This is a genomic window from Flavisericum labens, from assembly GCF_045446075.1.
Lineage (GTDB): Bacteria > Bacteroidota > Bacteroidia > Flavobacteriales > Flavobacteriaceae > Flavisericum > Flavisericum labens.
Genome location: NZ_JBJJBQ010000002.1, coordinates 434,200 through 460,386 on the forward strand (window position 1 = coordinate 434,200; position 26,187 = coordinate 460,386).

The 26,187-nt window shown below is 34.1% G+C and carries 26 protein-coding genes; 12 read left to right on the plus strand and 14 right to left on the minus strand.

Annotated features, from left to right (window positions below; all coding sequences use genetic code 11):
* Window positions 1-59: 59 nt before the first annotated feature.
* From ACIEHO_RS05605 to ACIEHO_RS05620, 4 genes are all read right to left on the minus strand, one after another.
* Window positions 60-614 (minus strand): OsmC family protein, encoded by a 555-nt coding sequence (locus ACIEHO_RS05605; RefSeq protein WP_406969508.1) that lies wholly within the window; start codon window positions 612-614, stop codon window positions 60-62.
* Window positions 615-812: 198 nt separating this feature from the next.
* Complete coding sequence (locus tag ACIEHO_RS05610; RefSeq protein WP_406969510.1) at window positions 813-1,367, minus strand: hypothetical protein; 555 nt, start codon at window positions 1,365-1,367, stop codon at window positions 813-815.
* 123 nt (window positions 1,368-1,490) lie between these two features.
* On the minus strand, window positions 1,491-2,360 hold the full coding sequence (locus ACIEHO_RS05615) for a helix-turn-helix domain-containing protein (RefSeq protein ID WP_406969512.1): 870 nt from the start codon (window positions 2,358-2,360) through the stop codon (window positions 1,491-1,493).
* Window positions 2,361-2,372: 12 nt separating this feature from the next.
* Window positions 2,373-4,205, minus strand: a complete 1,833-nt coding sequence (locus ACIEHO_RS05620; RefSeq protein WP_406969514.1) for a sigma 54-interacting transcriptional regulator — start codon at window positions 4,203-4,205, stop codon at window positions 2,373-2,375.
* A 135-nt stretch (window positions 4,206-4,340) separates the two neighbouring features.
* Here ACIEHO_RS05620 and ACIEHO_RS05625 point away from each other — a divergent pair, with 135 nt between their 5' ends.
* Together ACIEHO_RS05625 and ACIEHO_RS05630 are read left to right on the plus strand one after the other, a co-directional pair.
* Window positions 4,341-6,377, plus strand: a complete 2,037-nt coding sequence (locus ACIEHO_RS05625) for a FlgO family outer membrane protein (RefSeq protein WP_406969516.1) — start codon at window positions 4,341-4,343, stop codon at window positions 6,375-6,377.
* A gap of 84 nt (window positions 6,378-6,461) precedes the next feature.
* A complete protein-coding gene (locus ACIEHO_RS05630) occupies window positions 6,462-6,797 on the plus strand; it encodes a DUF4870 domain-containing protein (RefSeq protein ID WP_406969518.1) in 336 nt (111 codons plus the stop codon).
* 109 nt (window positions 6,798-6,906) lie between these two features.
* Here the strand turns inward: ACIEHO_RS05630 and dnaN are convergent, their stop codons facing one another.
* The 6 genes from dnaN to ACIEHO_RS05660 form a co-directional block, all read right to left on the minus strand.
* The gene (gene dnaN / locus ACIEHO_RS05635) at window positions 6,907-8,025 is read right to left on the minus strand and encodes a DNA polymerase III subunit beta (protein ID WP_406969520.1); all 1,119 of its coding nucleotides are present in this window, start codon (window positions 8,023-8,025) and stop codon (window positions 6,907-6,909) included.
* Between the two features lie 175 nt (window positions 8,026-8,200).
* Complete coding sequence (gene gldG, locus ACIEHO_RS05640; RefSeq protein WP_406969522.1) at window positions 8,201-9,868, minus strand: gliding motility-associated ABC transporter substrate-binding protein GldG; 1,668 nt, start codon at window positions 9,866-9,868, stop codon at window positions 8,201-8,203.
* Window positions 9,861-10,346, minus strand: a complete 486-nt coding sequence (locus ACIEHO_RS05645; protein WP_406969524.1) for a hypothetical protein — start codon at window positions 10,344-10,346, stop codon at window positions 9,861-9,863. The genes gldG and ACIEHO_RS05645 overlap by 8 nt, the downstream gene beginning before the upstream one ends.
* Entirely contained in the window at window positions 10,343-11,062 is a 720-nt protein-coding gene (gldF, locus tag ACIEHO_RS05650; RefSeq protein WP_406969526.1) for a gliding motility-associated ABC transporter permease subunit GldF, read from the minus strand. The genes ACIEHO_RS05645 and gldF overlap by 4 nt, the downstream gene beginning before the upstream one ends.
* Window positions 11,063-11,132: 70 nt before the next feature.
* Complete coding sequence (locus tag ACIEHO_RS05655; RefSeq protein ID WP_406969528.1) at window positions 11,133-11,429, minus strand: putative quinol monooxygenase; 297 nt, start codon at window positions 11,427-11,429, stop codon at window positions 11,133-11,135.
* Between the two features lie 15 nt (window positions 11,430-11,444).
* Window positions 11,445-12,338 carry an SAM hydrolase/SAM-dependent halogenase family protein gene (locus ACIEHO_RS05660; RefSeq protein ID WP_406969530.1) on the minus strand — a complete coding sequence of 298 codons (894 nt, stop codon included), beginning with the start codon at window positions 12,336-12,338 and terminating at the stop codon, window positions 11,445-11,447.
* Window positions 12,339-12,495: 157 nt separating this feature from the next.
* Here ACIEHO_RS05660 and ACIEHO_RS05665 point away from each other — a divergent pair, with 157 nt between their 5' ends.
* Both ACIEHO_RS05665 and ACIEHO_RS05670 read left to right on the plus strand, forming a co-directional pair.
* Complete coding sequence (locus ACIEHO_RS05665) at window positions 12,496-13,449, plus strand: PhoH family protein (RefSeq protein ID WP_406969532.1); 954 nt, start codon at window positions 12,496-12,498, stop codon at window positions 13,447-13,449.
* Window positions 13,450-13,624: 175 nt separating this feature from the next.
* Window positions 13,625-14,572 (plus strand): phosphoribosylaminoimidazolesuccinocarboxamide synthase, encoded by a 948-nt coding sequence (locus tag ACIEHO_RS05670; RefSeq protein ID WP_406969534.1) that lies wholly within the window; start codon window positions 13,625-13,627, stop codon window positions 14,570-14,572.
* Window positions 14,573-14,585: 13 nt separating this feature from the next.
* Here ACIEHO_RS05670 and ACIEHO_RS05675 read toward each other — a convergent pair whose 3' ends face one another.
* The 4 genes from ACIEHO_RS05675 to ACIEHO_RS05690 all read right to left on the minus strand — a co-directional run bounded on the left by ACIEHO_RS05675 (window position 14,586) and on the right by ACIEHO_RS05690 (window position 17,899).
* Window positions 14,586-15,377 carry a carbonic anhydrase gene (locus ACIEHO_RS05675; protein WP_406969536.1) on the minus strand — a complete coding sequence of 264 codons (792 nt, stop codon included), beginning with the start codon at window positions 15,375-15,377 and terminating at the stop codon, window positions 14,586-14,588.
* A 156-nt stretch (window positions 15,378-15,533) separates the two neighbouring features.
* On the minus strand, window positions 15,534-16,370 hold the full coding sequence (locus tag ACIEHO_RS05680; protein WP_406969538.1) for an OmpA/MotB family protein: 837 nt from the start codon (window positions 16,368-16,370) through the stop codon (window positions 15,534-15,536).
* Window positions 16,371-16,466: 96 nt separating this feature from the next.
* Window positions 16,467-17,456 (minus strand): glycosyltransferase family 2 protein, encoded by a 990-nt coding sequence (locus tag ACIEHO_RS05685; RefSeq protein ID WP_406969540.1) that lies wholly within the window; start codon window positions 17,454-17,456, stop codon window positions 16,467-16,469.
* Window positions 17,453-17,899, minus strand: coding sequence for a type I restriction enzyme HsdR N-terminal domain-containing protein (locus ACIEHO_RS05690; protein WP_406969542.1), 447 nt, complete (start codon window positions 17,897-17,899; stop codon window positions 17,453-17,455). The genes ACIEHO_RS05685 and ACIEHO_RS05690 overlap by 4 nt, the downstream gene beginning before the upstream one ends.
* A gap of 126 nt (window positions 17,900-18,025) precedes the next feature.
* Here ACIEHO_RS05690 and holA point away from each other — a divergent pair, with 126 nt between their 5' ends.
* The 8 genes from holA (at window position 18,026) to ACIEHO_RS05730 (ending at window position 26,058) form a co-directional block, all read left to right on the plus strand.
* The gene (gene holA, locus ACIEHO_RS05695; protein WP_406969544.1) at window positions 18,026-19,030 is read left to right on the plus strand and encodes a DNA polymerase III subunit delta; all 1,005 of its coding nucleotides are present in this window, start codon (window positions 18,026-18,028) and stop codon (window positions 19,028-19,030) included.
* A 10-nt stretch (window positions 19,031-19,040) separates the two neighbouring features.
* Window positions 19,041-19,706 carry a uracil-DNA glycosylase gene (locus tag ACIEHO_RS05700; RefSeq protein WP_406969546.1) on the plus strand — a complete coding sequence of 222 codons (666 nt, stop codon included), beginning with the start codon at window positions 19,041-19,043 and terminating at the stop codon, window positions 19,704-19,706.
* Between the two features lie 709 nt (window positions 19,707-20,415).
* On the plus strand, window positions 20,416-21,255 hold the full coding sequence (locus ACIEHO_RS05705; RefSeq protein WP_406969548.1) for a 1,4-dihydroxy-2-naphthoyl-CoA synthase: 840 nt from the start codon (window positions 20,416-20,418) through the stop codon (window positions 21,253-21,255).
* Complete coding sequence (menA, locus tag ACIEHO_RS05710; RefSeq protein ID WP_406969550.1) at window positions 21,255-22,157, plus strand: 1,4-dihydroxy-2-naphthoate octaprenyltransferase; 903 nt, start codon at window positions 21,255-21,257, stop codon at window positions 22,155-22,157. Before ACIEHO_RS05705 ends, menA begins: the two co-directional genes overlap by 1 nt.
* Window positions 22,158-22,281: 124 nt before the next feature.
* The gene (locus ACIEHO_RS05715) at window positions 22,282-22,959 is read left to right on the plus strand and encodes a metal-dependent hydrolase (RefSeq protein ID WP_406969552.1); all 678 of its coding nucleotides are present in this window, start codon (window positions 22,282-22,284) and stop codon (window positions 22,957-22,959) included.
* Window positions 22,960-24,006: an o-succinylbenzoate synthase gene (locus ACIEHO_RS05720; RefSeq protein ID WP_406969554.1), complete on the plus strand. Its 1,047-nt coding sequence runs from the start codon at window positions 22,960-22,962 to the stop codon at window positions 24,004-24,006.
* Between the two features lie 11 nt (window positions 24,007-24,017).
* Entirely contained in the window at window positions 24,018-24,977 is a 960-nt protein-coding gene (locus ACIEHO_RS05725) for a CPBP family intramembrane glutamic endopeptidase (protein WP_406969556.1), read from the plus strand.
* 4 nt (window positions 24,978-24,981) lie between these two features.
* Complete coding sequence (locus tag ACIEHO_RS05730; RefSeq protein ID WP_406969558.1) at window positions 24,982-26,058, plus strand: AMP-binding protein; 1,077 nt, start codon at window positions 24,982-24,984, stop codon at window positions 26,056-26,058.
* The last annotated feature ends 129 nt before the right edge of the window (window positions 26,059-26,187 follow it).

The window sequence follows — 26,187 nt, forward strand, 5'->3', positions numbered from 1 at the left end:
AAAAGGAAAAGAAAAAAATGGCTACTAAAAAATTAAGTAGCCATTTTTTTAATTGTTTGTTACCCTTTTATAATTTCTATTTTAACAGGGGTTGGGTTTGTAATCATATCGAATACTGGTGAAAATTTAGCTAGATTTTCTAACTGATCGGCAGTGGCATCCGATTTAACTTTCAATTGCATGGTGATACCATTAAAACCGGTTCTTACTTCAGGATCTAATCCTAGAAAACCGTGTAAATCGGCATTACCTTTAATTGTAGATTCTGCGCCTTCAATGTCAATACCGTTTGCAGCTGCATGATAAACCATGGCTCCAGTTAAACAAGAACTTAATGCGTGCAATACCACTTCTGGTGGTGTTGCAGCTTCATCTTTTCCTAGTAAAACATGAGGGTGGCTACATTCCATAGTGAACGTTTCTTCACGAGAGCTATCTTCTTGGCCTGCACCGTAGAATCCTTTTATGCTGGACACACAATGTCCACCATCAATCCAATTGTTTTTTGCTCTGAACTCGAATTTTGCTAATTCTGGTTGTTCTTGAATGTGACCGATTGTTTCGACTAATTGGTCTACATTTACTCCGTTCTTTACATTTGCTGTTGTAATCATTTTTTTTAAATTTAAATTGTTAAACATTATTGTTTGGTTGATATTAAGCTAATGGCGTGCCATTGTTTTTAAATGACTGATTATGTGGTTATTAAATGGTTTCGTGTATTGATTTTGAGCTACTATATTTCATTTATTTACGATATTTCGTTATATTTTTAATGAGATTTCGTTAGTTTTGGCTACTAGGGCTTAAGTTTATATCGTATAAAAATCTTTGTTAACCTTCAGGATTTTTTTTTCTTTACCATTACTAATTTGGATACGGTAATATTGATAATAAATACCCTCTTTGTAACTGTAGTTTAAATGGAAGGTACTTTTTGAAAATGACCAACCAGGATACGCTTTGGCTATTTTTACTCTCAATATTAAAGGAATATTTATGTTCTTATAAGTTTCCTTAGTAGATAATATTTTACGATTACTATCATAATCTGCAACAATATGAACTTGCTTGTTTTTAAAAGCCACACGATATGTTGCCTTTTCAGAATCATCAAAAACAGAAGTGTTTTTTAGATTATAATTAGCTAATCGTTCTCTCCATTCTTCAACTATATTAGAAGATTGATTGGATGGCAATGCTCTTAAGTAAGTAAAGTTTGGTGTAGCAGAAGTTGTATAATTTACATGCTGTTCAATACTTTTAGTTTCAATTGAATTATAATCTAAAAGTGCTAGGTCGTTTTCTTGTGCTGTAATTCCATTTAAGGTAAAAACGCATACTATTGATAAAATTAATGTTCTCATAATACATGTGTTTAATTATTATGAGACAAAAGTATATCACCTCTATAGTTTCAAATTTTCTCTAAAGTTCAATTTTATTTCTAAAAAGTTCAAAAGCTAAAAAGTGCTAAAAAATCAAAAGATTTATGGGTTTTGGTGTAGTTTTCTATACTGGTTTGGTGGAAGGTTAAACATACTTTTAAAACTACTATTAAAATGTGAAGTGTTTTTAAAACCACTTTCAAAACAAACATCGTTGATATTTAACTCAGGATTTTCAAGTAAGGTTTTGGCATATTCCAGGCGTTTTTTATTGAGCCATTTTCTTGGAGTTTCTTTATAATGATTTTTAAAATCTCTTTTAAAGGAAGAAAGGCTTTTACCATATAAACGGGCAAATTCTTCAAGTTTTAAATCGCAATGAAAGTTTTTCATCATGATATCATTAAGTGATGTTCTTTCGGTGCTAAGTAAGGATTTGAAAAATTTAACCAAATTTTTATTGGCAGGGTTTAAAGTTATGTTAAACAGGAGCTCATTAAATTTCATCTCTACTAATTCCTTAGGAATGTTATCACCCTGATTCATATAATTAAAAACCGATAAGAATAAAGAGTTTAAAGTATCGCCAACATCTATCTTGAAAATTGGGCTATTTAAAATTTCTGATTCTTTAGAATGTAATAGGTCTTTATGATTATTAACAAATCGTCTGATAAAATCAACTGTTATAAAAAATAGCATGACGCAATAATCTACTTCAAAATATTGCTTGGTATTGTAAACACCCTTATTTATAAATAGAGCTTCTCCTTTTTCAATGGTATATGTTTTATCTAATGACGTCCAGTCTTTACGTCCACTAATAACATAGGTGATAAAGGGTGTGTCTGTCCATAACTTAAAATTTTCAACTTCTAGAGGGCATTTATATTCAACCAATAAAAAATCATTGCCAACTAGCTTGTTGTATCGAGGATGTTTTAGAAAGTGTTTGTAAACGTCAATAACCATTTTTAAATATTTTTAAATTGGACGTTCAATTCCTAAAGCTTTAATTTTTGATGCAAGCGTAGTAGGAGGGAGTTTCAATAAAACCGCAGCACCATTTGTACCAGAAATTTTCCATTTGGTTTGTCTTAACGCCTTCAAAATATTCTCTTTTTCTAAAGCAATTAAATCTTTTGATGTTAGAATCTTATCTAGAGGAGTATCTTTTTGAAAGTCAATTGAATTAGAACTATTTGGAATAATAGCTTGCCAATTGATTGTTCCATTTTGAGATATAATAACGGCGCGTTCAATTAAGTTTTGAAGTTCTCTAACATTTCCAGGCCATTCATAACTACTTAATAAAGCTTTGTCATTATCAGTTAATTTGACAAATGTTTTATTTAATTTTTTTGAAAATTGCTGTATCATTTCCTCAGCTATTAAACAAATATCATCACCTCTATCTCTTAGTGCAGGAACTTCAATAGGGAATACGTTTAGGCGATAATACAAATCTTCTCTAAACTTGCCTTCTTTTGAAAATTCAAAAAGGTTTCTATGTGAAGCCGCAATAATTCTAACATCTACCTTAATGGTTTCAGAACTTCCAACAGGGTCAAATTCACCTTCTTGAATTACCCTTAATAATTTGGGTTGCAGTTCTAATGGCATTTCACCAATTTCATCTAATAAAATAGTGCCTTTATCAGCAAGTAAAAAACGTCCTTTTCTATCAGCAGTTGCCCCTGTAAATGCGCCTTTTTTATGGCCAAACAATTCACTTTCAATAAGATTAACTGGAATGGCGCCACAGTTAATCTTAATTAAAGGTTTATCATTTCTATTACTTTCTTTATGAATAGCTCTTGCAAATAACTCTTTACCTGTTCCGGTTTCACCATGAATTAATACCGTAGCGTCTGTTTTGGCTACTTGCTTAATGAGGTTTAAGGCGTTTTTCATGCTTTTATCTTCAGCAATTATTCCATAGCTACTGGTTAGTTCTTTTATTTCTTCGGCTAAATATTCGGTCTGTTTAGTAAGTAAATTAATTTTATTTTCAGCTTTTAGGCGGTCTTCAATGTTCCTTAAAATGAGTGTGTAAAAGGTTTTGTTGCCTTCACCATATTTACTTAATGTGCCCTCGTTCAAAGTTTCAGTATCATTGGATCCTATAACCTTAATGATTTTTGGTAAGTATTTGTTAATTGATTTAGCATTGTTTTCATCATTGACAATTCCTTCAATTAAATTTGCACTGTCGTCATCAAAGAAAAATAAAATATTTCGTTGCAGTACATCATCGTTTTCCAACAGTTTGTTGGCCGAAGGGTTGGTCAGCACAATCCTAAAATCATTGCCAAACATGATAATGGCATCCATTGCTCCATTAATTAGACCGCTTAATTTGCTGTTGGCTGCTTCGATTTCCAGTTTTGAAGATGCCAAACTTTCTTGAATGGTATCTAATTCTCGATGGCGTTTTATCATAACCGACAAAATACCCTTGGTAAAGCCTATATCTGATTTAATTAATTCTAAGAATTGCTCACGTTCAATTTTTAAAACTTTAGTGCTTTCTAAAGCAGTAACTGAAGCTGAGCGTGTTTCATTATCAATTAATGCGTATTCACCAAAGCAATCGCCTTTGGTTAGCTTATCATAAATGTGATCTTTATCATGTACTTTCACCGAACCTTTAAATACGGCATACATGGAATTCCCAATGGTATTCTTCTTGAAAATCACTTCATTTTTAACATAAGTTTCTTCAATCAAGTTTTTGCCCAAATGCTGCAATGAGCTTTTAGAAACCTCGGAAAAAAAAGGGATTTTAGATAAAAAATAATTAAGGTTTTCTGCCACTTTTTTGAATCGTTTTGGTTTGGTAATTAATGTTAAAGATATTAATTATTTGTAATAATTTGGAAGGACTATTAGTTTGCAATTCAATGTTTAACAATAATTGATTAAATTAGTATACCTAACATAAAAACCAAAATGTCAAGAAGTAGGCAATTAGCTGCAATCATGTTTACTGATATTGAAGGGTATACTTCTTTAATGCAGAAAGATGAGGAAGAAGCTGTTTCAATTAGAACACGGCATAGAACTGCTTTTGAAATAACTACAGAAGCATATAATGGAAAAATTGTTCAATATTTTGGTGATGGTACGCTAAGTGTTTTCAAGAGTGCAGTTGAAGCCGTTGAATGCGCTATTGAATTACAAAAGGCATTTTCAGATGAACCAAAAATACCAGTACGCATTGGTATACATGTGGGGGATATTATTCAATCTAACGAAGATATTATTGGTGATGCGGTTAATGTAGCTTCAAGAATAGAGTCTCTTGGTGTTGTAGGTAGTATTTTGGTATCCGATAGAGTTAATGATCAGCTAAGAAACAAGAACGGATTAAAAACACAATTTATTGATGCGGTAGAATTTAAGAATGTAAATAGGGTTATTCCAATTTATGCCATAACTAATGGTAATCTAATAGTTCCTGAAAAATCACAATTAAAAGGCAAAACAAAACCTTTGGACCTAAAGGAGTTTGAGTACTATAAAAAAAGGAGTCTTTATGTGCTTGGGGTATTGGTAATAATAATTTTAGGGCTTGTTTTATATATGTTCCAAACGTCTAATGTAAGTAGTCTGGGTAAAGAACCCACGTTAGCAGTATTGCCCTTTGCGAACATGAATAACGATGATGAATCTAATATTTTTACAGATGGAATCACCGAAGATATTATAACACATCTTTCCAAAATTCAGAATTTACAAGTTATTTCTAGGGCTTCTGCAATGCATTATAAGAATACCAAAAAGAAATTAAAACAAATAGCCAAAGAATTAGATGTTAATTATGTGTTAGAAGGAAGTGTGCGCGTTAATAATAACAAAGTTCGAATAAATGCCAACCTTGTTGATGCGGCAAACAATAAAAATTTATGGGCTGATAATTATGATAATGCGTTAGTGGAGATTTTTAAAATTCAGAGTAATGTATCTAGGGATATAGCTAAGGCATTACAAATTACTTTAAGTGAGAGCGAAGTGCTTAGAATAGATAATGAACCAACTAAAAATGCTGAAGCCTATAAAGCATTTAAAGAAGCACAAATGTATTTTCATAGGGGAGGGGGTAAAGTAGAAGAGTTAAAAAAGGCTGAAAATTTATTTAAAAAAGCTATTGAGTATGATTCTGAGTTTTGTAGGGCCCATGTGGGTTTGGCAGAAACTTATCTCGAGTATATTTTTTGGGGAAGAGAGTCTCCTAAAAAGATGTTAGAAAAGGCTAGCGTTCCTGCTTTAACAGCTTTGGCAATTAATTCTAATGATGGTGGTACTTTTGGAGCCCTGGGGGCTATATGTTATTATAAATATGAAAAGGAGAGCGCATTAAGATATTTAAAAAAGGCAATAGAACTAAACCCCAGTTATGTAGGTGCCTATAATAAGTTAGGATGGATATATACATTTGAAAATAATTTGAAATTAATGGAAGAAAATTTCAATCAAGTTTTAAAGTTAGATCCTTTATCAACAAAATATGTTGGAGATATGGGACAGGCTTATTACTACTTAAATGAGTTTCAAAAAGCTATAAATCTTACAAGTAAATTTTTAAAGAAATATCCTGATGATAATATGCTAATATGGATGAAAGCATCAAATCTCTCTGCATTAGGTAAATATAAAGAAGCAATTGAACTTTTTACGTCTAGAAGCGTGGCATCGCACACTAATTGGATGCTAGGGTATTGTTATGGTATGATAGGAGAGGATGATAAGGCCAAAGAAATTTTAGAATATCAATTAAATAAAAATAAAACGGTTTATGTGCCGGCTTATATGATTGCCACTATCTATATGGGGCTTGGTGATAAAAATAACGCTTTAAAATATCTAGAAATAGATTATGAATTTGGAGGTCAAGGATTGTTTTTTTGGGGATTGAAACAAGATATAAAGTTTAAGTCACTACACAATGAACCACGTTTTATTGCCTTGTTAAATAAGGTTGAATAATTATGGTATTTATTGAGTTTATATTTAGTTGTAACATTTTTAGCTGCCATACGTCATATATGTGTCAATCAAAATATAACCGCCATGAGACAGGATAATCAACTTTTAGTAATTACGCATTTAACCCAGTTGCTCACTTTTTTAACCGGATTTGGAGGGCTAATTGTCCCTTTAATAATATGGTCAACGCAAAAGGAAAATGTTTATAACATGGATGAACAGGGAAAACATATTGTCAATTTCCAGTTGAGCATGCTAGTTTATAGTATAATATGTATTCCTTTAATATTTGTATTGGTGGGTATTTTTGACCTTATTGCTTTAGGAATACTGTCATTTGTATTTCCAATAATAAATGCCATAAAAGCGAGCCACGGAGAAAACCCAACATATCCTTTATCTCTTAATTTTATTAGTTAGTTTTGTTAGAATGAGATAAAACAAAACGCCCACCAAATTGGTGGGCGTTTTTAGTTTGTTGCCGAAGCAACGATTTATTTAGCTTAGTTTAGTGGTTTTAAGGGTAAACTTAATTATTGAGCATTACAGGCATAACTAGCATGGTAACTTGCTCGCCTTCATCTAGGCCGTCAACGGGTGTTAAAATGCCTGCTCTGTTTGGCATACTCATTTCTAATTGCACCTCGTCAGCATTTAAATTATTTAACATTTCCGTTAAAAAGCGTGAGTTAAATCCAATTTGCATGTCGTCACCTTGATAATCACAAGTTAAACGCTCTTCCGCTTTATTGCTGTAATCAATATCTTCAGCAGAAATGTTCAATTCGGCACCTGCAATTTTTAATCGTATTTGGTGTGTGGTTTTGTTAGAGAAAATACTAACACGTCTTACAGAGTTTAAAAATTGATTTCTATCAATAACCAATTTATTTGGATTCTCCTTTGGAATTACCGCTTCGTAGTTGGGGTATTTTCCATCAATCAATCGGCAGATTAATTCTGAATTTTCAAAGGTAAATTTCGCGTTAGAATCGTTATACTCAATTGTTACATCATCTTCGCTAGCAGCTAAAATACCTTTTAATAAATTTAATGGTTTTTTAGGCATAATGAATTCGGCCACCTGATTTGCCGCTATATCTTGTCTGGTATATTTTACCAATTTATGCGCATCGGTTGCTACAAAGGTTAAACCTTCAGTTGAAAATTGAAAAAAGACGCCGCTCATTACCGGGCGCAAATCGTCATTACCCGCAGCAAAAATGGTTTTGCTAATGGCTGTTGCCAAAACATCACCGGTAACTATAGTTTTACTTGGGTCTTCAAGCGCTACAGCTTTAGGGAATTCGTTTCCATCGGCGTAAGCCAAGGCATATTTACCATGGTTAGAACTAATTTCAACAGTATTGTTATCTTCAATAACAAAGGTTAAAGGTTGTTCAGGAAATGTTTTTAAAGTATCGAGTAGCAAGCGAGCAGGTATCGCAACGCTTCCTTCGCTATCGCTTTCAACATCAAGGCTAGAAGACATGGTGGTTTCTAAATCACTTGCCGAAACGGTAAGTTGATTTCCATTTAATTCAAAAAGAAAATTGTCTAAAATCGGTAAGGTATTAGAACTGTTTATTACGCCCCCTAAAATTTGTAATTGCTTTAATAAATAAGTACTTGATACTATAAATTTCATCTGAAGTTTTTATGTTTTTCAATGGTTAGGGGAAACAAATTTTAGTCGAGATTATTTTAATGAAACGACATTAAAACCCATTCTATTTCACCTAACAGGCTTAGTTAAAATTGAAATTATACTACTTACAAATATATTCGAAACCATGTTTATTTCGAAACAAACTTATTAACATTTAGGCGCCGTATTTTTTCTTTCGTAGGTAGTTGAACACAAAACCGAAAACACTTAATAAAATTATCGGAAGTACAATGTTTATAAGCTGCCACTTTGTTTTTTGGTCGGCTATTTTTTGTTGGTTTAAAAATGCTACAGCAATTTCTTTTGAGCGAATGTTTATAAGTCCGTTGTCGTCTAAAAGGTAATTTACGGCATTCAGTAAAAATTCTTTGTTGCCATAGGTATGTCCCGTCCATCTGTCGAAGCCCAATTCTTGGGGAACATTTCTAACCACATCGTTTTTTATCAGATCGCCATCGGCAATAACAATCATTTTTGTGGAGGTGCTTTTATTTTTTTCTTCTGAAAGATTGAAGGGTTTTATGCGATTACTGTAGACCGAATTAAACTCGCCTTCAAGCAAAACGGATAAAGTTTGGTTGCCTTGGTTGAATAATTGCGGATTTTGCACTTTGGTAACAATATCTAAACTTACCTCACGTGGCGCGCCTTCTAATTTTGTTACTGGGGCAGATTCTAAAAGAATAGTCTTTTTTATATTGTTTTTTAATGTGTCAATTTGATTGGCAAAATCGAATTTAACCAAATTCAAATTGTTGACAATAGGATGATTACTACTGGTGCCCGCCAAAGGTGAGTAAGGCCATTTTAGGTGTTGAAACTGGGAGTCACTACCACTACCCATAGCCAATGTAATGGGGGCCGAGTATAACGAACTGACCATAACGGGATTGATGCGCAACCCGTATTTAAAGAAAAAATCGGTAAGGTTTAAATCTCGGGTTACCGCATAGTTTTTCCCAGAGGCGTTGTAAAGACTATCTTTTTCCATAATAATGGCATCAATTAGCCAAAGGCTCTTGCCACCATTCATGGTATATTGATCTAACACCAATTTTTCTTTTTCAGTGAATGCTTTAGTAGGTTTTGCTGAAATAATTAAATCATACGATTCAATGTCATTTAGTGTTTTTTGCGGATTATTAGCTACACTGTCTAAGGTGAAAGGTGCAATAAAGTAGTATTCGCCCAGTTTTTTTACAAAATCGGCAATGTGCTTATCTTCAAGCTGCTGGTTGCCTTTTAAAATGGCAATTTTTTTACGTTTAGGCTTGGTAAGCTTGCTAAACCCGTCGGCAAAAGCATATTCCAAATGCTGAATGGAATTAGTCACCAGTTCCTGTTGAGAGGCTCCAATTTTATTTTTAACCAGAGGGATAGTAACCGTTTGCCCATTATAACTAGCCAACGCCCATGGGAAAATAACTGCTTGAGAGGACTTGCCACTTTCTTGAACATTAAGCTGCATGGGTGTTAAACCACGCTGTGTAAGCTGTTGGATGTTTCGGTCTCTTGTGGATTCATCTAAAAGAGGATTGATGAAATTAAATTGAACATTGTCATTTTCAGACTGAAATTCCTCAAGTAATTGTTGGGTTTCCTTTTGAAGTCGTCTAAATTCAGAAGGAAAATCATCACCTTCCAGAAAAACATCAACTACTATGGGCGATTCAATATCTTTTACAATACCAATAGCCGATTCGCTTAAGGTATAACGTTTATCCGCAGTAAAATCAAACCGTTGGTAAATCTTACTACTTAAAAAGTTAATGGCAATCAATGCCACAATCAGTAAAATAATATGTTTTATAAGTTTATTCAAAGGTTCTTTCTAATTGATATAATCTAACGGTTTCCACTTTGTTTTTATCGAATTTCAGTTCGAGACACTCTTGCATGTTATTAAACGCTCCTGGTTTAATGCCTAGGTTGTAATTCCAGTTTTCGGGCGAGTTGGCTTTTTGTGATTCATCCCATCCGTACCATTCACTTTTTCCTAATAATTGCGTCACTTCAGCTTTAGTTTTTCCTATAAAAATACTGTCGTTCAAAATCTCATTACTCATTTCGTAACGCAGTGCAGGTATTTCTTTCCAAGCTTCCCCGTCAAAATGTTTCTGGTGGTGGTAACTGCTAAAAATATTCAATAATGGATAAAAAACATAAAAATAAACCAATGGAGCTAAAACTAAACTAACCAAAAACGTGAGCCATTTACGTTTGTCTATGGTGTTTACAAACAACCAAACTAAAACAAAAACAATAGCCAATAAAATAACAAAAGTAAAAGTTACGATCATTTGCGCTCGTTATCTAATTTTAACTTGGTTAATATTAAAAAGAAAAGTGTGATGCTCAAAAAATATACTATATCACGAGTGTCTAAAACACCACGGCTCATGCTTTTGTAATGGGCATTCATACCCAATTTCTCAATAAAATCACTTGAAACAAAATCGGCCATGCCCTCAAAACCGATATAAAAAATAAAACAGATAAAAACGGCAATAATAAACGCTACAATTTGGTTGTCTGACAGGGTAGAAGCAAATACCCCAATGGCCGTGTACGCCGCCACAAAAAACAACAAACCAAAGTAAGAACCCCATGTGCTGGCCATATCAAGATTTTCAACAGGGTTACCCAATTGGTAAATCGTATAAACATAAAGTAGTGTGGGAACTAGGGCAATTACAATTAAAATAAAAGCACCAAAATATTTTCCTAAAACAATATGGAAAGGCGATATAGGTTTGGTAAGCAAAAGCTCTAAAGTACCCTGTTTTTTTTCATCGGAAAAACAGCGCATGGTCACCGCTGGAATAAGAAACAGCAAAATCCAAGGCGATAAAAGAAAGAAAGACGATAAATCTGCAAACCCATAATTAAGGATGTTAAAATCCCCTTTAAACAACCACAGGAATATCCCGTTTAAAATTAAAAAGATACCTATAACTAAATATCCAATGGGGGAGGCGAAAAATGAATTTATTTCCTTTTTAAGTATGGCGAACATTACTAGTATTTTGCTTTTACCACAAAGTTATCATTTTGTTTCACAAAGCGTCCAAGTACTTTGCAAAACATTAATTTAGGGTTTCAATTTTTTCGACACTCCATGCTTCTGGACGAATACTGAAAAGAGGCTTTACCTTGCCCCAAACCCTTTTAAACAATTCCGATTTTCGGTACTTTTCCAAGGCTTCTTCAGACTCCCAATAACTGTAAGTAAAAAAGACACTAGGGTTGGCCTCATCTCTGTACAGCTCTAGGTATGAGCAGCCTTCAAAACCACGAATTTCATGTTTTGTATTATGAAAATTATCAAGGAAAACCTCAATGTTCTGTTTATAAAACCCCATTTTTACTATCCTAACTAGCATAAATTATTTTTTTAATTAATAATTGGTGGTATTTGGTACTCCTTTTGATATTTCAATACCCTTTGGGATTACTGAAGAAGCAATGAAGTTTATGCTTACCGCATCCATTAACCTTAATCCTAAAAGCGTTGATGCACTGCCTACAGTGTTATTATTGCTTTTGTAAACGGCAATTTCTAAAAAACCTCCAGAATTAAAGACAACCAATTTACGCCCTTCATCTTGCCTTTTGTGTTCTGCAATTTCGAAATTTACGATATCGCTATATTTTTCATATACTTTTTTAAAGGTATAGTTGCGTGCCGAGATTTCAAACTTCCTTCCTTTTTGTATAGTTTCAAAAAAGCTTCGTTTTATATTAGTGATTACATTTCCGTAATTATCAATGTAAATAACACTACCGACAATCTGCGTTTTATCGTCATTTACATAAGGTTTTATGTTTTTGATAGGCTTTATTTCAGTAATGTTTTTACCAATAACATCCAATGTTCCGCCACGAGCAATATGACAAGCCACTTTTACAAATACATCCAACACCGGAAAACTACTCTGTATTCTGTCGTGTATGTTTATTTCAACAATTTTTTGCGGGGCAATTTCAGAACAAATCATGCTCATAATCCCATTGTTGGCACATATAAAATAATGGTCATCAAGCTTAATGGCTATGTGTTTGTTTTCAGGATTTAATTCTGAATCAATACCAATAATATGAATAGTACCCTTTGGGAAGCTATTATATGCGTTTTGGATAATGTAAGCGGCCTCGGGAATGTTAAAAGGCGATACACGATGCGAGATATCAACAATTTTTACATCAGACAGCTCGCTGTAAATAGCACCTTTGGTAGCCCCAGTAAAGTGGTCTTTTTCTCCAAAATCGGTTGTTAATGTAATGATTGCCATGGGCAAAATTGTTGATATGTTTTTAGTAAAAGCTTACCCAAATTTATGTATTTTTGAGTTTTAATAGCCAATTACAAAACTAAGAAATCATTTTGTCTGATTAGATATAAATTCCCATTTAATCAAACGGAATTTTTAAAAAAATAATTATAAGCCTTTGAACGAAATCATTCTTGAACTTGAAGAAATTACTCCAAAAGAATTTTTTGGAGCGCAAAATGCCAATATTGAACTTATTAAAAAGTACTTTCCTAAGCTAAAAATAGTAGCACGTGGCAACAAGATAAAAGCCTTTGGAGATGAAGAACTATTGGAAGAGTTTGACCGCCGAATGACGATGCTTTTTAAGCATTACAGCAAATACAACAAATTAGACGAAAACTCTATTGAGCGTGTACTAACCAGCCAAAGTAGCGACGACTATACAACTTCTAAGCAAAGTGGTGAAGTAATCGTTCATGGCGTAGGGGGAAGATTGATAAAGGCTCAAACGGCCAACCAACGCAAATTGGTAGAATTGGTTAGAGAAAACGACATGGTTTTTGCCATTGGTCCAGCGGGTACTGGTAAAACCTATACCGGTGTGGCATTGGCCGTTCAAGCTCTTAAAAATAAAGAAGTAAAGCGAATTATCTTAACGCGTCCAGCAGTTGAGGCAGGCGAAAATTTAGGATTCCTTCCAGGTGATTTAAAAGAAAAATTAGATCCATATATGCAACCACTATACGATGCGTTGCGTGATATGATTGCTCCAGAAAAATTAGCACATTATATTGAAAATGGCACCATACAAATTGCGCCGTTAGCCTTTATGCGTGGACGAACATTGGATAATGCTTTTGTAATTTTAGATGAAGGCCAAAATACCACCCACGCACAAATGAAAATGTTTTTAACCCGAATGGGGAAACATGCCAAGTTTTTATTAACAGGCGACCCTGGGCAGATTGATTTACCGCGCAGAACCATTTCAGGGCTCAAAGAAGCATTGTTAATTTTAAAGAATGTTGAAGGTGTTGGGATGATATTTTTAGATGATAAAGATGTGATTCGGCATAAACTGGTTAAAAAGGTTATTGAAGCTTATAAAAGCATTGAAAATAGAGAATAAATTTTTAGAAGCTATTTCCAGCTTTCGGCAGTCGCTTTTTTGTGTTGCATATGTGCAACAACACAAAAAGGGCTTCAACAATGCCTCAATCTGGGCTAGGGCTTACTAGGTCAATATAAAATATACAATTAAAAAGGGCTAAAAGCCAACAGCGAAAAGCCAAAAGCAAAGCATAATGAGTAATACAATAATAGACACCAATTTTAATTTTCCTGGACAAAAAAATGTTTATAAAGGAAAAGTAAGGGAAGTTTATAATATTAACGATGAGCAATTGGTTATGATAGCCACCGATAGGCTTTCTGCATTTGACGTGGTGATGCCCAAAGGTATTCCGTATAAAGGACAAATACTTAACCAGATTGCTACTAAAATGATGGATGCAACCCAAGATTTAGTGCCCAATTGGTTAACGGCCACACCAGACCCTAATGTTGCTGTAGGACATCTTTGTGAGCCATTTAAGGTTGAAATGGTTATTCGAGGTTACATGTCTGGTCATGCGGCACGTGAGTATAAGTTAGGTAAACGCATGCTTTGTGGTGTTTCTATGCCTGAGGGTATGAAAGAAAATGATGCCTTCCCAGACCCCATAATTACACCGGCAACCAAAGCCGAAATGGGCGACCATGATGAAGATATTTCCAGAGAAGACATTTTAAAACGCGGCATCGTTTCAGAAGAAGATTACTTAGTTTTAGAAGATTATACTCGTAAACTATTCCAAAGAGGAACTGAAATAGCTGCTTCACGAGGGTTGATTTTAGTCGATACCAAATATGAATTTGGGAAAACCAAAGACGGAAAAATTGTGTTGATTGACGAAATACATACACCAGATTCCTCACGCTATTTTTATGCCGAAGGCTATGAAGAACGTCAACAAAATGGCGAGCCGCAAAAACAACTTTCAAAAGAGTTTGTTCGCCAATGGCTCATAAGTAATAATTTTCAAGGTCTGGAAGGGCAAACGGTACCGTTTATGAGTGATGAATACATTGAAAGCGTAAGTGAACGTTATATTGAACTTTACGAAAATATTACGGGCGAAACTTTTGTGAAGGCTGATGTTAGTGATATTCAACAACGCATAGAGGCGAATGTTTTGGCTTACTTAAAGTAAAACTTAATTTCAATTAATAATTCAAACGAACCACTCTGCCATTTAAAGGCTGCTCATTACGGTAGTTATTTATGGGCATGTTATTTTTCAGTTTCAGCACTTCTTCAACCGATAGCACAATAGGTTCTTTAAAAACTACCCAGTTAACATGTTCCGAACATGGTGGTGTGGTAAGAGAGCCATAATAGGAATAAAAATGTTTGTCTTTTAAGAACAGTTCCGATAAATCAATCTTTTGATGAATGTCTTTCCTTGCTCCAATTTCTAGTGGTAAAAAGCTTTCAAAAAACTCGAATAGTTGGCTTTCATCGCCTTCTTCACCCAAAAGCCCTATCACTGTTATTTCTCCCGCTTTGTTAACATGTACCAAATGCATTTCAATGGGGTAGGTTACACCATTTATTTTATGCTCTGAGGGTTCATGAAAATGTATTTGCTTGAGGAAATAAGTTTTGTTTTTATAGCTGATGGAATCACCAGCTTCAAAATCAAACTGGATAGAATGCCCATTATTCTCAACCTTGCTGATGAGCGTAGTTGGAGTGTATTGTATTTCTAAATCGTTTTTTGAAGCAACGGAATCGACATCTTTATGAATAATATTGATAGGTGATTGATATTCGCCACCACAATCCGAATTTTTTTCAATCTCAATCCAATGTTCTGGCGATGTTTCTCCAGAATAGCTCCAATGATTGGCTTGTTCGTTTTCCTGTTGATAATGTTGGGCTGAGTTTTTCTCTTGTTTACATGATAGAACAGTGAGTAAGAAATAACTAAACAGTAAAATAGCGGTGGTTTTCATGTTTTTTTTGATAAAAAATGTAAGTTTTATTTCGAGACAAAATTACAGGTTATCAAAATTATAAATCCTAACTTTTGTCAGGTTTGCTATTTTAATCCATAAAAAAAAGCCCAATCTTAAAGATTGAGCTTTTCTAAAATTATTTAAAAAAATAGATTAGTTACCTGCTTCTAAATTTTTCATTTCTTTTTCAATCATGTCATAGAACTGATCAATTTTTGGCATAACCACAATACGCGTACGTCTGTTTTTTGCTCTGTTTTCAGCTGTGTTATTTTCTACCAATGGCACATATTCTGCACGCCCAGCAGCAATCAATTGTTTAGGGTTTACGTCTAGGTCCTCCAAAACTCTTACTACAGAAGTAGCACGTTTTACACTTAAGTCCCAGTTATCTAATAAAGGCTCTTTTCTGTAAGGTACGTTATCAGTATGACTTTCTACCATACATTCAAAATCAGGTTTGCTATTCACCACTTTGGCTACTTTAGCAAGCACTTCTTTAGCTCTTGAAGTTACATTGTAGCTACCACTTTTGAATAAAAGCTTATCGGCAATAGAAATGAATACAACACCTTTTTCAACATTTACTTCAATGTCAGGGTCGTTAATTCCAACTTCGCGTTTTAAACTGGTTACAAGTGCTAATGTTACACTGTCTTTTTTCGTAATGGCGTCTTGCAAGCGTGTGATTTTTAAATCTTTCTCTTTCATGCTTTCTAACGTTTTTTCTATGTTAGAAGCACCTTTTGCAGATAATACTTGCAGGTTTTCGTTATAGTTTCTTAAATCTTCAACTTGCTCTTCTAAAGCTGTAGCTCTAGCTGTGGCTGAAGCTCTGTCTTCCAAACAAGAGTTTAGCTTAACCGTTGCAGAATTTAATAAATCTTGCGTTTCTTTTTGTTTCGCCTGAAGGTCGGTATATAGTTTTTTAGATACACATGAACTTAAGAATATCATAGAAGATAAACTAAGCAATAAAACTTTTTTCATAATTTGTAAAGGATTAATATTTCGTGTTAAACGTTCCCACAAAAATATATAAAAATCTACCGTTTTAAGCATTTTAACAAAACTTTTGCTAACTATTTATAAAGTTTTGTAATAACTATTTCTTTTTACGAAATAAGCAAACACAATAGATGTTTTTTGGTAATAATTTATCTTGATTTTCGATTTTTTTCGTTCCTTTAACAAATACCGTAAATGATAGTAAAAACTGAAGTGTGCTTTTACAATAGCCAAAAGGTGGGTTGGTTTAAATTCGAATAGAAATTTAATACCTGCTACGGCATCTAACATGAGTCGTACCAATATTTTTTCAAAAACAGGTGACCTTGCATTTTTTGTCAATGTAAAAAGGCTATTTCTAAAATTCAGAAATGTTTTTTTAGGGTTGGAGTTGCTGAGTGTGGCCCCGCCAACATGATAAATGGATGAATCGCCAACATATTTAATTGAATAACCGAAGTTTTTGGCACGCCAACACAAATCGATTTCCTCCATATGAGCGAAAAAATGCTCATCAAAACCTTTTAATTCACGGAAGACTTGGCTTCTTATGAATAAGCAAGCTCCGGACGCCCAAAATATTTCAGACGTATCGTTGTATTGCCCTGTGTCTTTTTCAATGGTGTCGAAAATTCGCCCTCGGCAATACGGATACCCATATTTGTCAATAAAGCCACCTGCGGCACCAGCATACTCAAAATAATTCTTCTTATTAAAATCAAGTAATTTAGGTTGAATAATGGCTGTTTTAGGGTTTTCGTTAAAAGCATCAATAATTGGCGAGAGCCAATTTTCAGTGACTTCAACATCGCTATTTAATAGGCAATAAACATCGGCATCAACTTGTTTTAAAGCATCATTATATCCTTTGGCGTAACCACCGTTTTTGCTATTTTTAATAATTTTTACAGCAGGAAATTTATTTTCAACAAAATCTACCGAATCATCAAAAGATGCATTATCGGCTAGATAGATGGTTGCATCATTTGAGTTTTCAATAACCGAAGGCAAGAACTGCTCTAGTAAGGCTTTCCCGTTCCAATTTAATATGACTACGGCAATCTTCATGAACTATAATCGGGTATATTTTTTAAAAATTGATAGCGTTCCTGTTCAAAATCCATTTGGCAATAATAATGATTTAATCCGTTGGTAACCATTAAATAGGTGCCATTCAGTTCGCGATTATAACGAGCGATTTGGTCAAATGCCCTTTGGTCTATGTTAATTGAGGGCGCTTTGCACTCTACAATTAAGTGAATACTTCCGTTGGAGTTAAACACCACGATATCGTATCGTTTTTTTAAACCATTAACCATGAGTTCTTTTTCAACATTGATTAGTGATTTTGGAAATCCTTTTTCAATTATTAAGTAATGAATGCAATTTTGCCGAACCCATTCTTCGGGCTGTAAAACCACGAATTTTTTACGGATGCAATCAAAAATAGAAACTTTATTTTCTTTATTTTTGAAACGAAATGAATACTTCGGAAAATTAAGTGCTTGCAAAAGTTGTTGCGTTTATTTTTCAAAGTTAAATCACAAAACCTTAATTACCAATTAAAGCATCCCAAATTCAATAAATCAAGTTTTGAGTTTTATTTTTCTGGGATGATTTTAAATTTTTTTTAAAACTTGGACGAAGTAAAACAGTTGGTTGCAGACGTTAAAAAAGGAAATCTTAAACCTATTTATTTTTTAATGGGAGAAGAACCTTATTATATTGATAGGATTTCCGATTTTATTGAAGATACCGTTTTAAGTGAAGAAGAGCGCGGTTTTAATCAAGTGATTTTATATGGTCGAGATGTTGCCATTGATGATATTGTAAGCCATGCCAAACGCTACCCCATGATGGCAGAGCACCAAGTGGTTATTGTAAAGGAAGCTCAAGATTTATCGCGCACCATTGAAAAGCTGGCCAAATATGCCGAAAACCCTCAGCCTACAACGGTTTTGGTGGTTAATTATAAATACAAAAAAATAGACAAACGTAAAGCACTTTACAAAACTCTTAAAAAAACAGGCGTGGTTTACGAAAGCAAGAAGCTCTACGAAAACCAGGTAGCCGATTGGATAAGACGTGTTTTGTCGCCAAAAAAATATGATATCTCTCCAAAAGCGGCGCAAATGCTGGTGGAGTTTTTAGGGACTGACTTAAGTAAAATTAATAATGAGTTGAAAAAACTTCAAATCATTTTACCAAAGGGAACTCAAATTACACCAGAGCATATCGAGAAAAACATAGGTATTAGTAAGGACTATAACAATTTTGAGTTACGAAAGGCTATTGGTGAACGAAATGCAACCAAGGCCTTTAAAATTGTTAAGTACTTTGGTGAAAACCCAAAAGACAACCCAATGGTTGTAACGGTATCACTGTTGTTTAACTTTTTTTCACAGTTGCTTCACTTCCATGGGTTAAATGATAAATCGCCACGTAGTGTGGCATCGGCATTAAAAATTAACCCTTATTTTGTAAATGAATATATTAACGCCGCTAGAAATTACCCAATGCGCAAGGTGAGCACCGTAGTGTCAACACTCAGGGAGTTCGATGTAAAGGGAAAAGGTGTAGGGGCTAATGCTGTACCTCAAGGCGATTTGCTAAAAGAACTTTTGGTTCGTATTTTAAACTAATTCTATATTTATGGATGTTGATATTCATCAAAGTTGGAAACCTTATGTAAAAGAAGAATTCAACAAACCATACTTTGAAAATTTGGTTGAATTCGTAAAGTCTGAATATAAACAGAGCACATGTTTTCCTCCTGGAAATCAAATATTCAATGCTTTTCACCATTGTCATTTTGAAGAAGTGAAAGTGGTTATAATAGGACAAGATCCTTACCATGGTCCTGGTCAGGCCAATGGTTTATGCTTTTCTGTAAAAGAAGGTATTCCCCATCCACCATCTTTAAAAAATATCTTTAAAGAAATTGAATCCGATTTAGGCAATCCATATCCCGAAAGTGGCAATTTAGAACGATGGGCTAAACAAGGTGTGTTATTACTTAATGCCACTTTAACGGTAAGAGCGCATCAAGCAGGGAGTCATCAAAAAAAAGGTTGGGAAACGTTTACCGATGCTATTATTAAGTTGGTCAGTACAGAAAAAGAAAATGTGGTATTTTTACTTTGGGGAGGTTTTGCCAAGCAAAAAGCAAAGTTAATTGACGCCAAAAAACATAAAATATTGTATTCCGGTCATCCTTCACCTTTGAGTGCTAACAGGGGGTATTGGTTTGGGAATAAGCATTTCAGTAAGGCCAACCAATGTCTTGAGTCTTTCAAAAAACAATCCATTAATTGGTAGTCTAAAATAATAGAAATTGATTCGCCGACGAGGACAACAAGGTAAAATAATGCAAAGGGAATTAGATAATTATTCCCATTTTAATGATAACCAAGAGAAAAAGCTATTCAGCTTCCTGTTGGTACCAAGACAACAGGTTTGTTTTCTAATCTGAAAATAACGGGCTCTTTTGCTTTTACTTTATTTGTTTTATTACAACTTAACTTTAGTAATAGAAAGTTGATGAAAATTAAAAAAACAATAATTAGAGTAATTGTTAGCAACATAGACATTTGGGCTACGGTTTTAGATAAAACGTATGTTTTTTACGCTGAACAGATTTTTAGTGTTAAAAACATGTAATCTAAATATTATATATAGGCAAATTTAATAACAAAAGTACTACGTAACAATACGCGGATGTACTTATATTTAATTTTTTTGGGATGTGTAATTTTTGTTATGTAATATTGATGAATTGGTAAAATCTTAACAGTGTTTTCAATGAAACAATTGTTTTTAATATTTGCAAATCTATTAGTATTTAGGAGTAATCAAAAAACACATAAATCAAGGATTGTTTTTAGTGAAAAAGACATTAGTTGATTGAAAATTCGTCCTGAAAATTATCGTAGAAAGACCTTGTGAATAATGATTTTTGAGTTATTCTTTTATTTATAACTACAATTTCTTGAAATAAAATTTATTTTTGGGGCAAATAAATGTGACAATGAAAGAACCGAAATGGGTTAAAGTAAAAGATTATGAAGACATCACGTATAAAAAGAGTGATGGTGTGGCTAGGATAGCTTTCAATAGGCCGAATGTTCGCAATGCTTTTAGACCAAAAACTACAAGTGAATTGTATGATGCCTTTTATGATGCGAATGAAGACACAAATATAGGAGTGGTTTTGTTGTCGGCAGAAGGCCCTTCCACCAAAGATGGCGTTTACTCATTTTGTAGTGGTGGTGATCAAAAAGCACGAGGTCATCAAGGCTATGTTGGTGAAGATGGCTATCATCGTTTAAATATTTTAGAAGTTCAAAGGTTGATACGCTTTATGCCGAAAGCTGTTATAGCGGTTGTGCCTGGTTGGGCTGTTGGAGGAGGCCATAGTTTACATGTGATATGCGATTTAACTTTGGCCAGTAAGGAGCATGCTATTTTCAAGCAAACAGATGCTGATGTAACTAGTTTTGACGGAGGATATGGGTCTGCATATCTTGCGAAAATGGTAGGGCAGAAAAAAGCTCGCGAAATATTTTTCTTAGGAAGAAATTATTCTGCCCAAGAAGCTTTCGAAATGGGTATGGTAAATGCCGTTGTACCTCATGAGGATTTGGAAGCTACGGCTTACGAATGGGCACAAGAAATTTTGGCTAAGTCGCCCACATCAATAAAAATGTTGAAATTTGCCATGAATTTAACTGATGATGGCATGGTTGGGCAACAAGTTTTTGCTGGAGAAGCCACGCGATTGGCTTATATGACTGATGAAGCCAAAGAGGGGCGAAATGCTTTTCTAGAAAAGAGAAAGCCTAACTTCGATAAAAAATGGATTCCATAATGCAGAAATTTTTAATTTGGCTATCTGCAATTCGTTTAAGAACGCTTCCCTTGTCAATTTCTGGTATAATCTTGGCTTCTTGCTTTGCTTATTATAATGGCGTTTTTGATTGGGGTATCTTTTGGTTGGCTATTTTAACAACCTTAAGTTTTCAAATTCTTTCCAACTTGGCCAATGACTATGGCGATGGAATAAAAGGTACTGATAACAATAACAGAATTGGTCCTGAACGTGCTGTTCAATCTGGGAAAATCACACCCGAAGAGTTGTTTAATGCCATAAAAATCAACGTGTTGATTTCTATTGGTTTGGCATTTTTTCTTGTTTTTTGGGCGCTTGGCGTAAGTCATTTTTGGTTAACTTTCTTTTTCTTTTTGTTGGGGTTAGCTTCTGTTGGGGCGGCTTTGCGATACACTATGGGTAATAATGCATATGGATACAAGGCATTGGGCGATGTTTTCGTATTTGTTTTTTTTGGGTTGGTAAGTGTTATAGGTTGTTATGTGCTTTACGCTAAACAGGTAGATCATGTTGTTTATTTGCCAGCTATAACGATTGGGCTTTTAAGCACAGGGGTTTTAAACCTGAATAACATGAGAGACAGGGTTTCAGATAAAGATTCGAACAAAATAACCATGGCTGTTAAATTGGGTGAAAAAAACGTGAAAATCTACCATAACACGCTAATTATATCGTCAATAATCATTTCGGGGTTATTCGCCGTTTTATACTATACTTCAGCATTCAGTTTAATGTTTATGATAGCATATATTCCATTGTTATTACATCTAAAGCGAGTAAATCGTAATAAAGTTCATAAAGATTTAGACCCAGAATTAAAAAAACTGGCGCTAACTACAGTTTTACTGGCAATATTAATGGGTTTGGCCTTTTTGTTATAGATTTTTTGTAAATTCAAGGACTAAAAATAACCCTATGAAATGAGCCATAGTAAATCTTCGTGCCAACCGAAATATTTAATGGCGAATGACATCTGACAGATAAAAAACAATAAAATTTAAACAGATGAAAATCACATTTTACGGTCATGCTTCTTTAGGAATTGAGGTAGACGATGTTAATATTTTAGTTGATCCATTTATATCACCAAATGAAAAGGCTTCGAGTATAGATGTTGATAGCTTAAAAGCGGATTATATTTTGGTAACCCACGCGCATCAAGACCATATTGCAGATGTCGAGGCCATTGCCAAACGAACCAAGGCGGTGGTGATTTCCAACTTTGAAATTATAAGTTATTTTGAAAAGTTGGGGATTGAAGGGCATCCCATGAATCATGGTGGTCAATGGGATTTTGAATTTGGAACGGTAAAATACGTTAACGCCATTCATACGTCTTCATTTCCAGATGGAAGTTATGGGGGCCAACCTGGCGGATTTGTGCTAGAGGGTGAACATAAAAACATCTATATCGCCGGAGATACGGCACTAACATACGACATGAAGTTAATTCCTTTACAAACCAAGTTGGACCTGGCTATTTTACCTATTGGAGATAATTTTACAATGGGAGTTGATGATGCTATTTTTGCAAGTGATTTTGTAGAGTGCGATAAAGTTTTGGGTTATCATTATGACACTTTCGGTTACATAGAAATTGATCATGAAGATGCTAAACGAAAGTTTTTTGAGAAGAACAAAGATTTGATGCTTCTTGAAATAGGAGAACACATTGAATTGTAAATGATAAAAGCCTCTTTTAAACCATATACTCTAAATTTTAAAATGCCCAGCGGAACATCTCGTGGGATTCTAAAAACAAAAGACACCTATTTTCTTACTATAAACTCTGAAAACAAATGTGGTATAGGTGAGTGTGGACTTTTTAAAGGCTTATCGGCAGACGATGTGCCCAATTACGAGGAAAAATTAAAGTGGGCTTGCCAAAACATCAATTCTGGTAAAGATAATTTGTTAACAGAATTAACCGAATACCCCAGTATTCAATTTGGTCTTGAAATAGCGTTCAAATCTTTGGAAAGACAAGATATGTTTGAGTTGTTTCCGTCTAAATTTAGTGATTCTGAAGATTCAATTCCAATTAATGGATTAATTTGGATGGGAAGTGAATCATTTATAAAACAACAAATTAAGGAAAAAATAAAAGCTGGTTTTAACTGTATAAAAATGAAAATTGGCGCTATCGATTTTCAGACAGAAGTTGATTTGATAAAGTCCATACGAAAGGAGTTTACTTCAAATGATATCGAGTTAAGAGTTGATGCCAACGGTGCGTTTTCAGCCAAAAATGCTTTAGAGAAATTAAAAATTCTTTCAGATTACGATTTACATTCTATAGAGCAACCCATAAAACAAGGTCAAATAGAGCAGATGGCCGCATTATGCGAGGTTACGCCATTGCCCATTGCGCTCGACGAAGAATTGATTGCCGTTTTTCCTTTTACAAAAAAGCAAAAATTGCTGCAAACCATTAAGCCACAATATATTATTTTAAAACCCACATTAGTTGGTGGCTTTAAAGGGAGTGACGAATGGATTGCGCTAGCCGAAAAACTAAATATAGGTTGGTGGATTACAAGTGCTTTAGAAAGCAACATTGGGTTAAACGCCATTGCACAATATACTTATTGTAAAGAAAACATGATGCCACAAGGTTTAGGAACTGGTAGTTTATTTACTAACAATATTAGTAGTCCTTTACGGGTGAAAAATGGTAAATTGCACTATGATAAAAATCAAGTTTGGAAATTAAAAAATTTGAACGATTAAATTAAAGATGTATGTACATAGCTCAGGCGTTTAAAGGTTTATATGATTGGTGGCGTTATGTTTTGGGAGTGGGCATTATATTTATGGCATGGCAGTTTATTGGTATGATTCCTTTAGGAGGTGCTATCGCATTAAAAGTTTTTGCCGGAGCCCCATCTCAAATACCTACCGATATTCCACAAATGATAGAGTTGCTGGGTAGTAACCTTTTTCTTTTTTTGATGCTAATTTCATTTGCTTTTGGTCTATTAGGTGTGTTCTTATCGACCAAATTATTACATCAACTTTCAATAAAGCATTTAACCACAACAAGAAATAAAATAGACTGGAAACGGTTTTGGTTTATTTTTATTTTATGGGGCTTGGTATCCAGTAGTTTTGTTTTGTTGGATTACTTTTTAAGTCCTGAGGATTATCAATTAAATTTTCAGCTTCAACCGTTTTTAATTTTGGCGGTTATTGCCATTTTATTAATTCCGTTGCAAACCAGTTTCGAGGAGTATTTTTTTAGAGGTTACTTAATGCAGGGGCTGGGCGTCGTTTTTAAGTATAAGTGGGTACCCCTTCTAATCACCTCGATAGGTTTCGGGCTCATGCACATTGTTAATCCCGAAGTAGAAAAACTGGGTTACATTATAATGGTATATTATATAGGAACCGGACTCTTTTTGGGTATTATAACCTTAATGGATGAAGGACTGGAGTTGGCTTTAGGTTTCCATGCGGCAAACAACTTATTTACGGCACTTTTGGTTACGGCCGATTGGACGGCATTTCAAACACATTCTATTTTAAAAGATTTGTCCGATCCTTCCGAAATGGCCTTGACAGAAATATTTGTGCCTGTGTTTGTGGTGTTTCCCATTTTATTGTTTATACTTTCCAAGAAATACAAATGGAATAATTGGGCTGAAAAGCTAACAGGGCAAGTTGAAGAGCCTTTAAAAGAAGATTATAAAATTTTAGAATAAAAATATGATACCAAATTACAAGAACGTACACTTAAAGTTTAAGCTAGATGGATTAAGTTACAAATATGACCAATTAATGGAAGTTGCTTACAGTTATGTAAAAGAGGGACATCCATATCAGCAAGACCTCGGAAATTTTTTATTGGATTGGCTTGACCAGCATGACTACGTAACTGTTAAAACCTCAGGGTCTACTGGAAGGCCTAAAAATGTAAAAATAAAAAAACAGGCTATGGTGAATTCTGCCATCGCCACTGGCGATTTTTTTGACCTTCAGCCTGGGAATAAAGTTTTAAACTGTTTGCCATCCAACTTCATTGCTGGAAAAATGATGATTGTAAGGGCGATTATGTTGGGCTTGGAACTGGATATGACAGAACCAGCAGCCTTACCGTTAATAGATTATGAGAAGGATTATGATTTTTGTGCCTTCACACCAATGCAGTTAAAAAACTTTGCCAAGTATTTAAAAAGTATAAAGACCGTAATTGTTGGTGGAGGAATGGTTTCAAAACCAATTATAGAATTGGTTAAAGACAAAAAGCCGCAGGTATATGAAACCTATGGTATGACAGAAACAGTTTCGCATATAGCGGTTAAAAAACTTAATAATTTCGAAGAAGGGGAATCAATTGAAACTTCATACTTTCATACTTTACCCGATATAACGGTATCAACGGATGATAGAAATTGTTTAGTTATTAATGCACCACATTTGGCTGAAGATAAAATTGTTACAAACGATATTGTGAAAATTCATTCCGATATATGTTTTGAATGGTTGGGTAGGTTCGATAATGTTATCAATTCCGGAGGCATAAAACTTTTTCCAGAACAAATTGAAAAAAAACTGCAAAGCAAAATTGAAGGCGAATTTTTTATAGCGTCACAACCTGATGATACTTTGGGAGAAAGACTGGTTTTAATTTTAGAAAGAAAAGAAGATAATTTAGACCGTTCAGTCTTTGATGTTTTAGATAAATATGAAAAGCCCAAAGAAGTCTACACTGTAACTAGGTTTAAAGAAACGTCTTCCGGTAAGATTCATCGTAAAAACACTTTACAGCTTTTAAATCTTTAAAAGACAGATGTAAGGGTATTTCATCTTTTGATTCTGGTAGGGGTATCGTTCTCGTGAAATCAGGATTCCAAAGAAAGGCATATCTATTGTTTTAAATAAAGATATTTCATTGTAACAATTAAATATTTT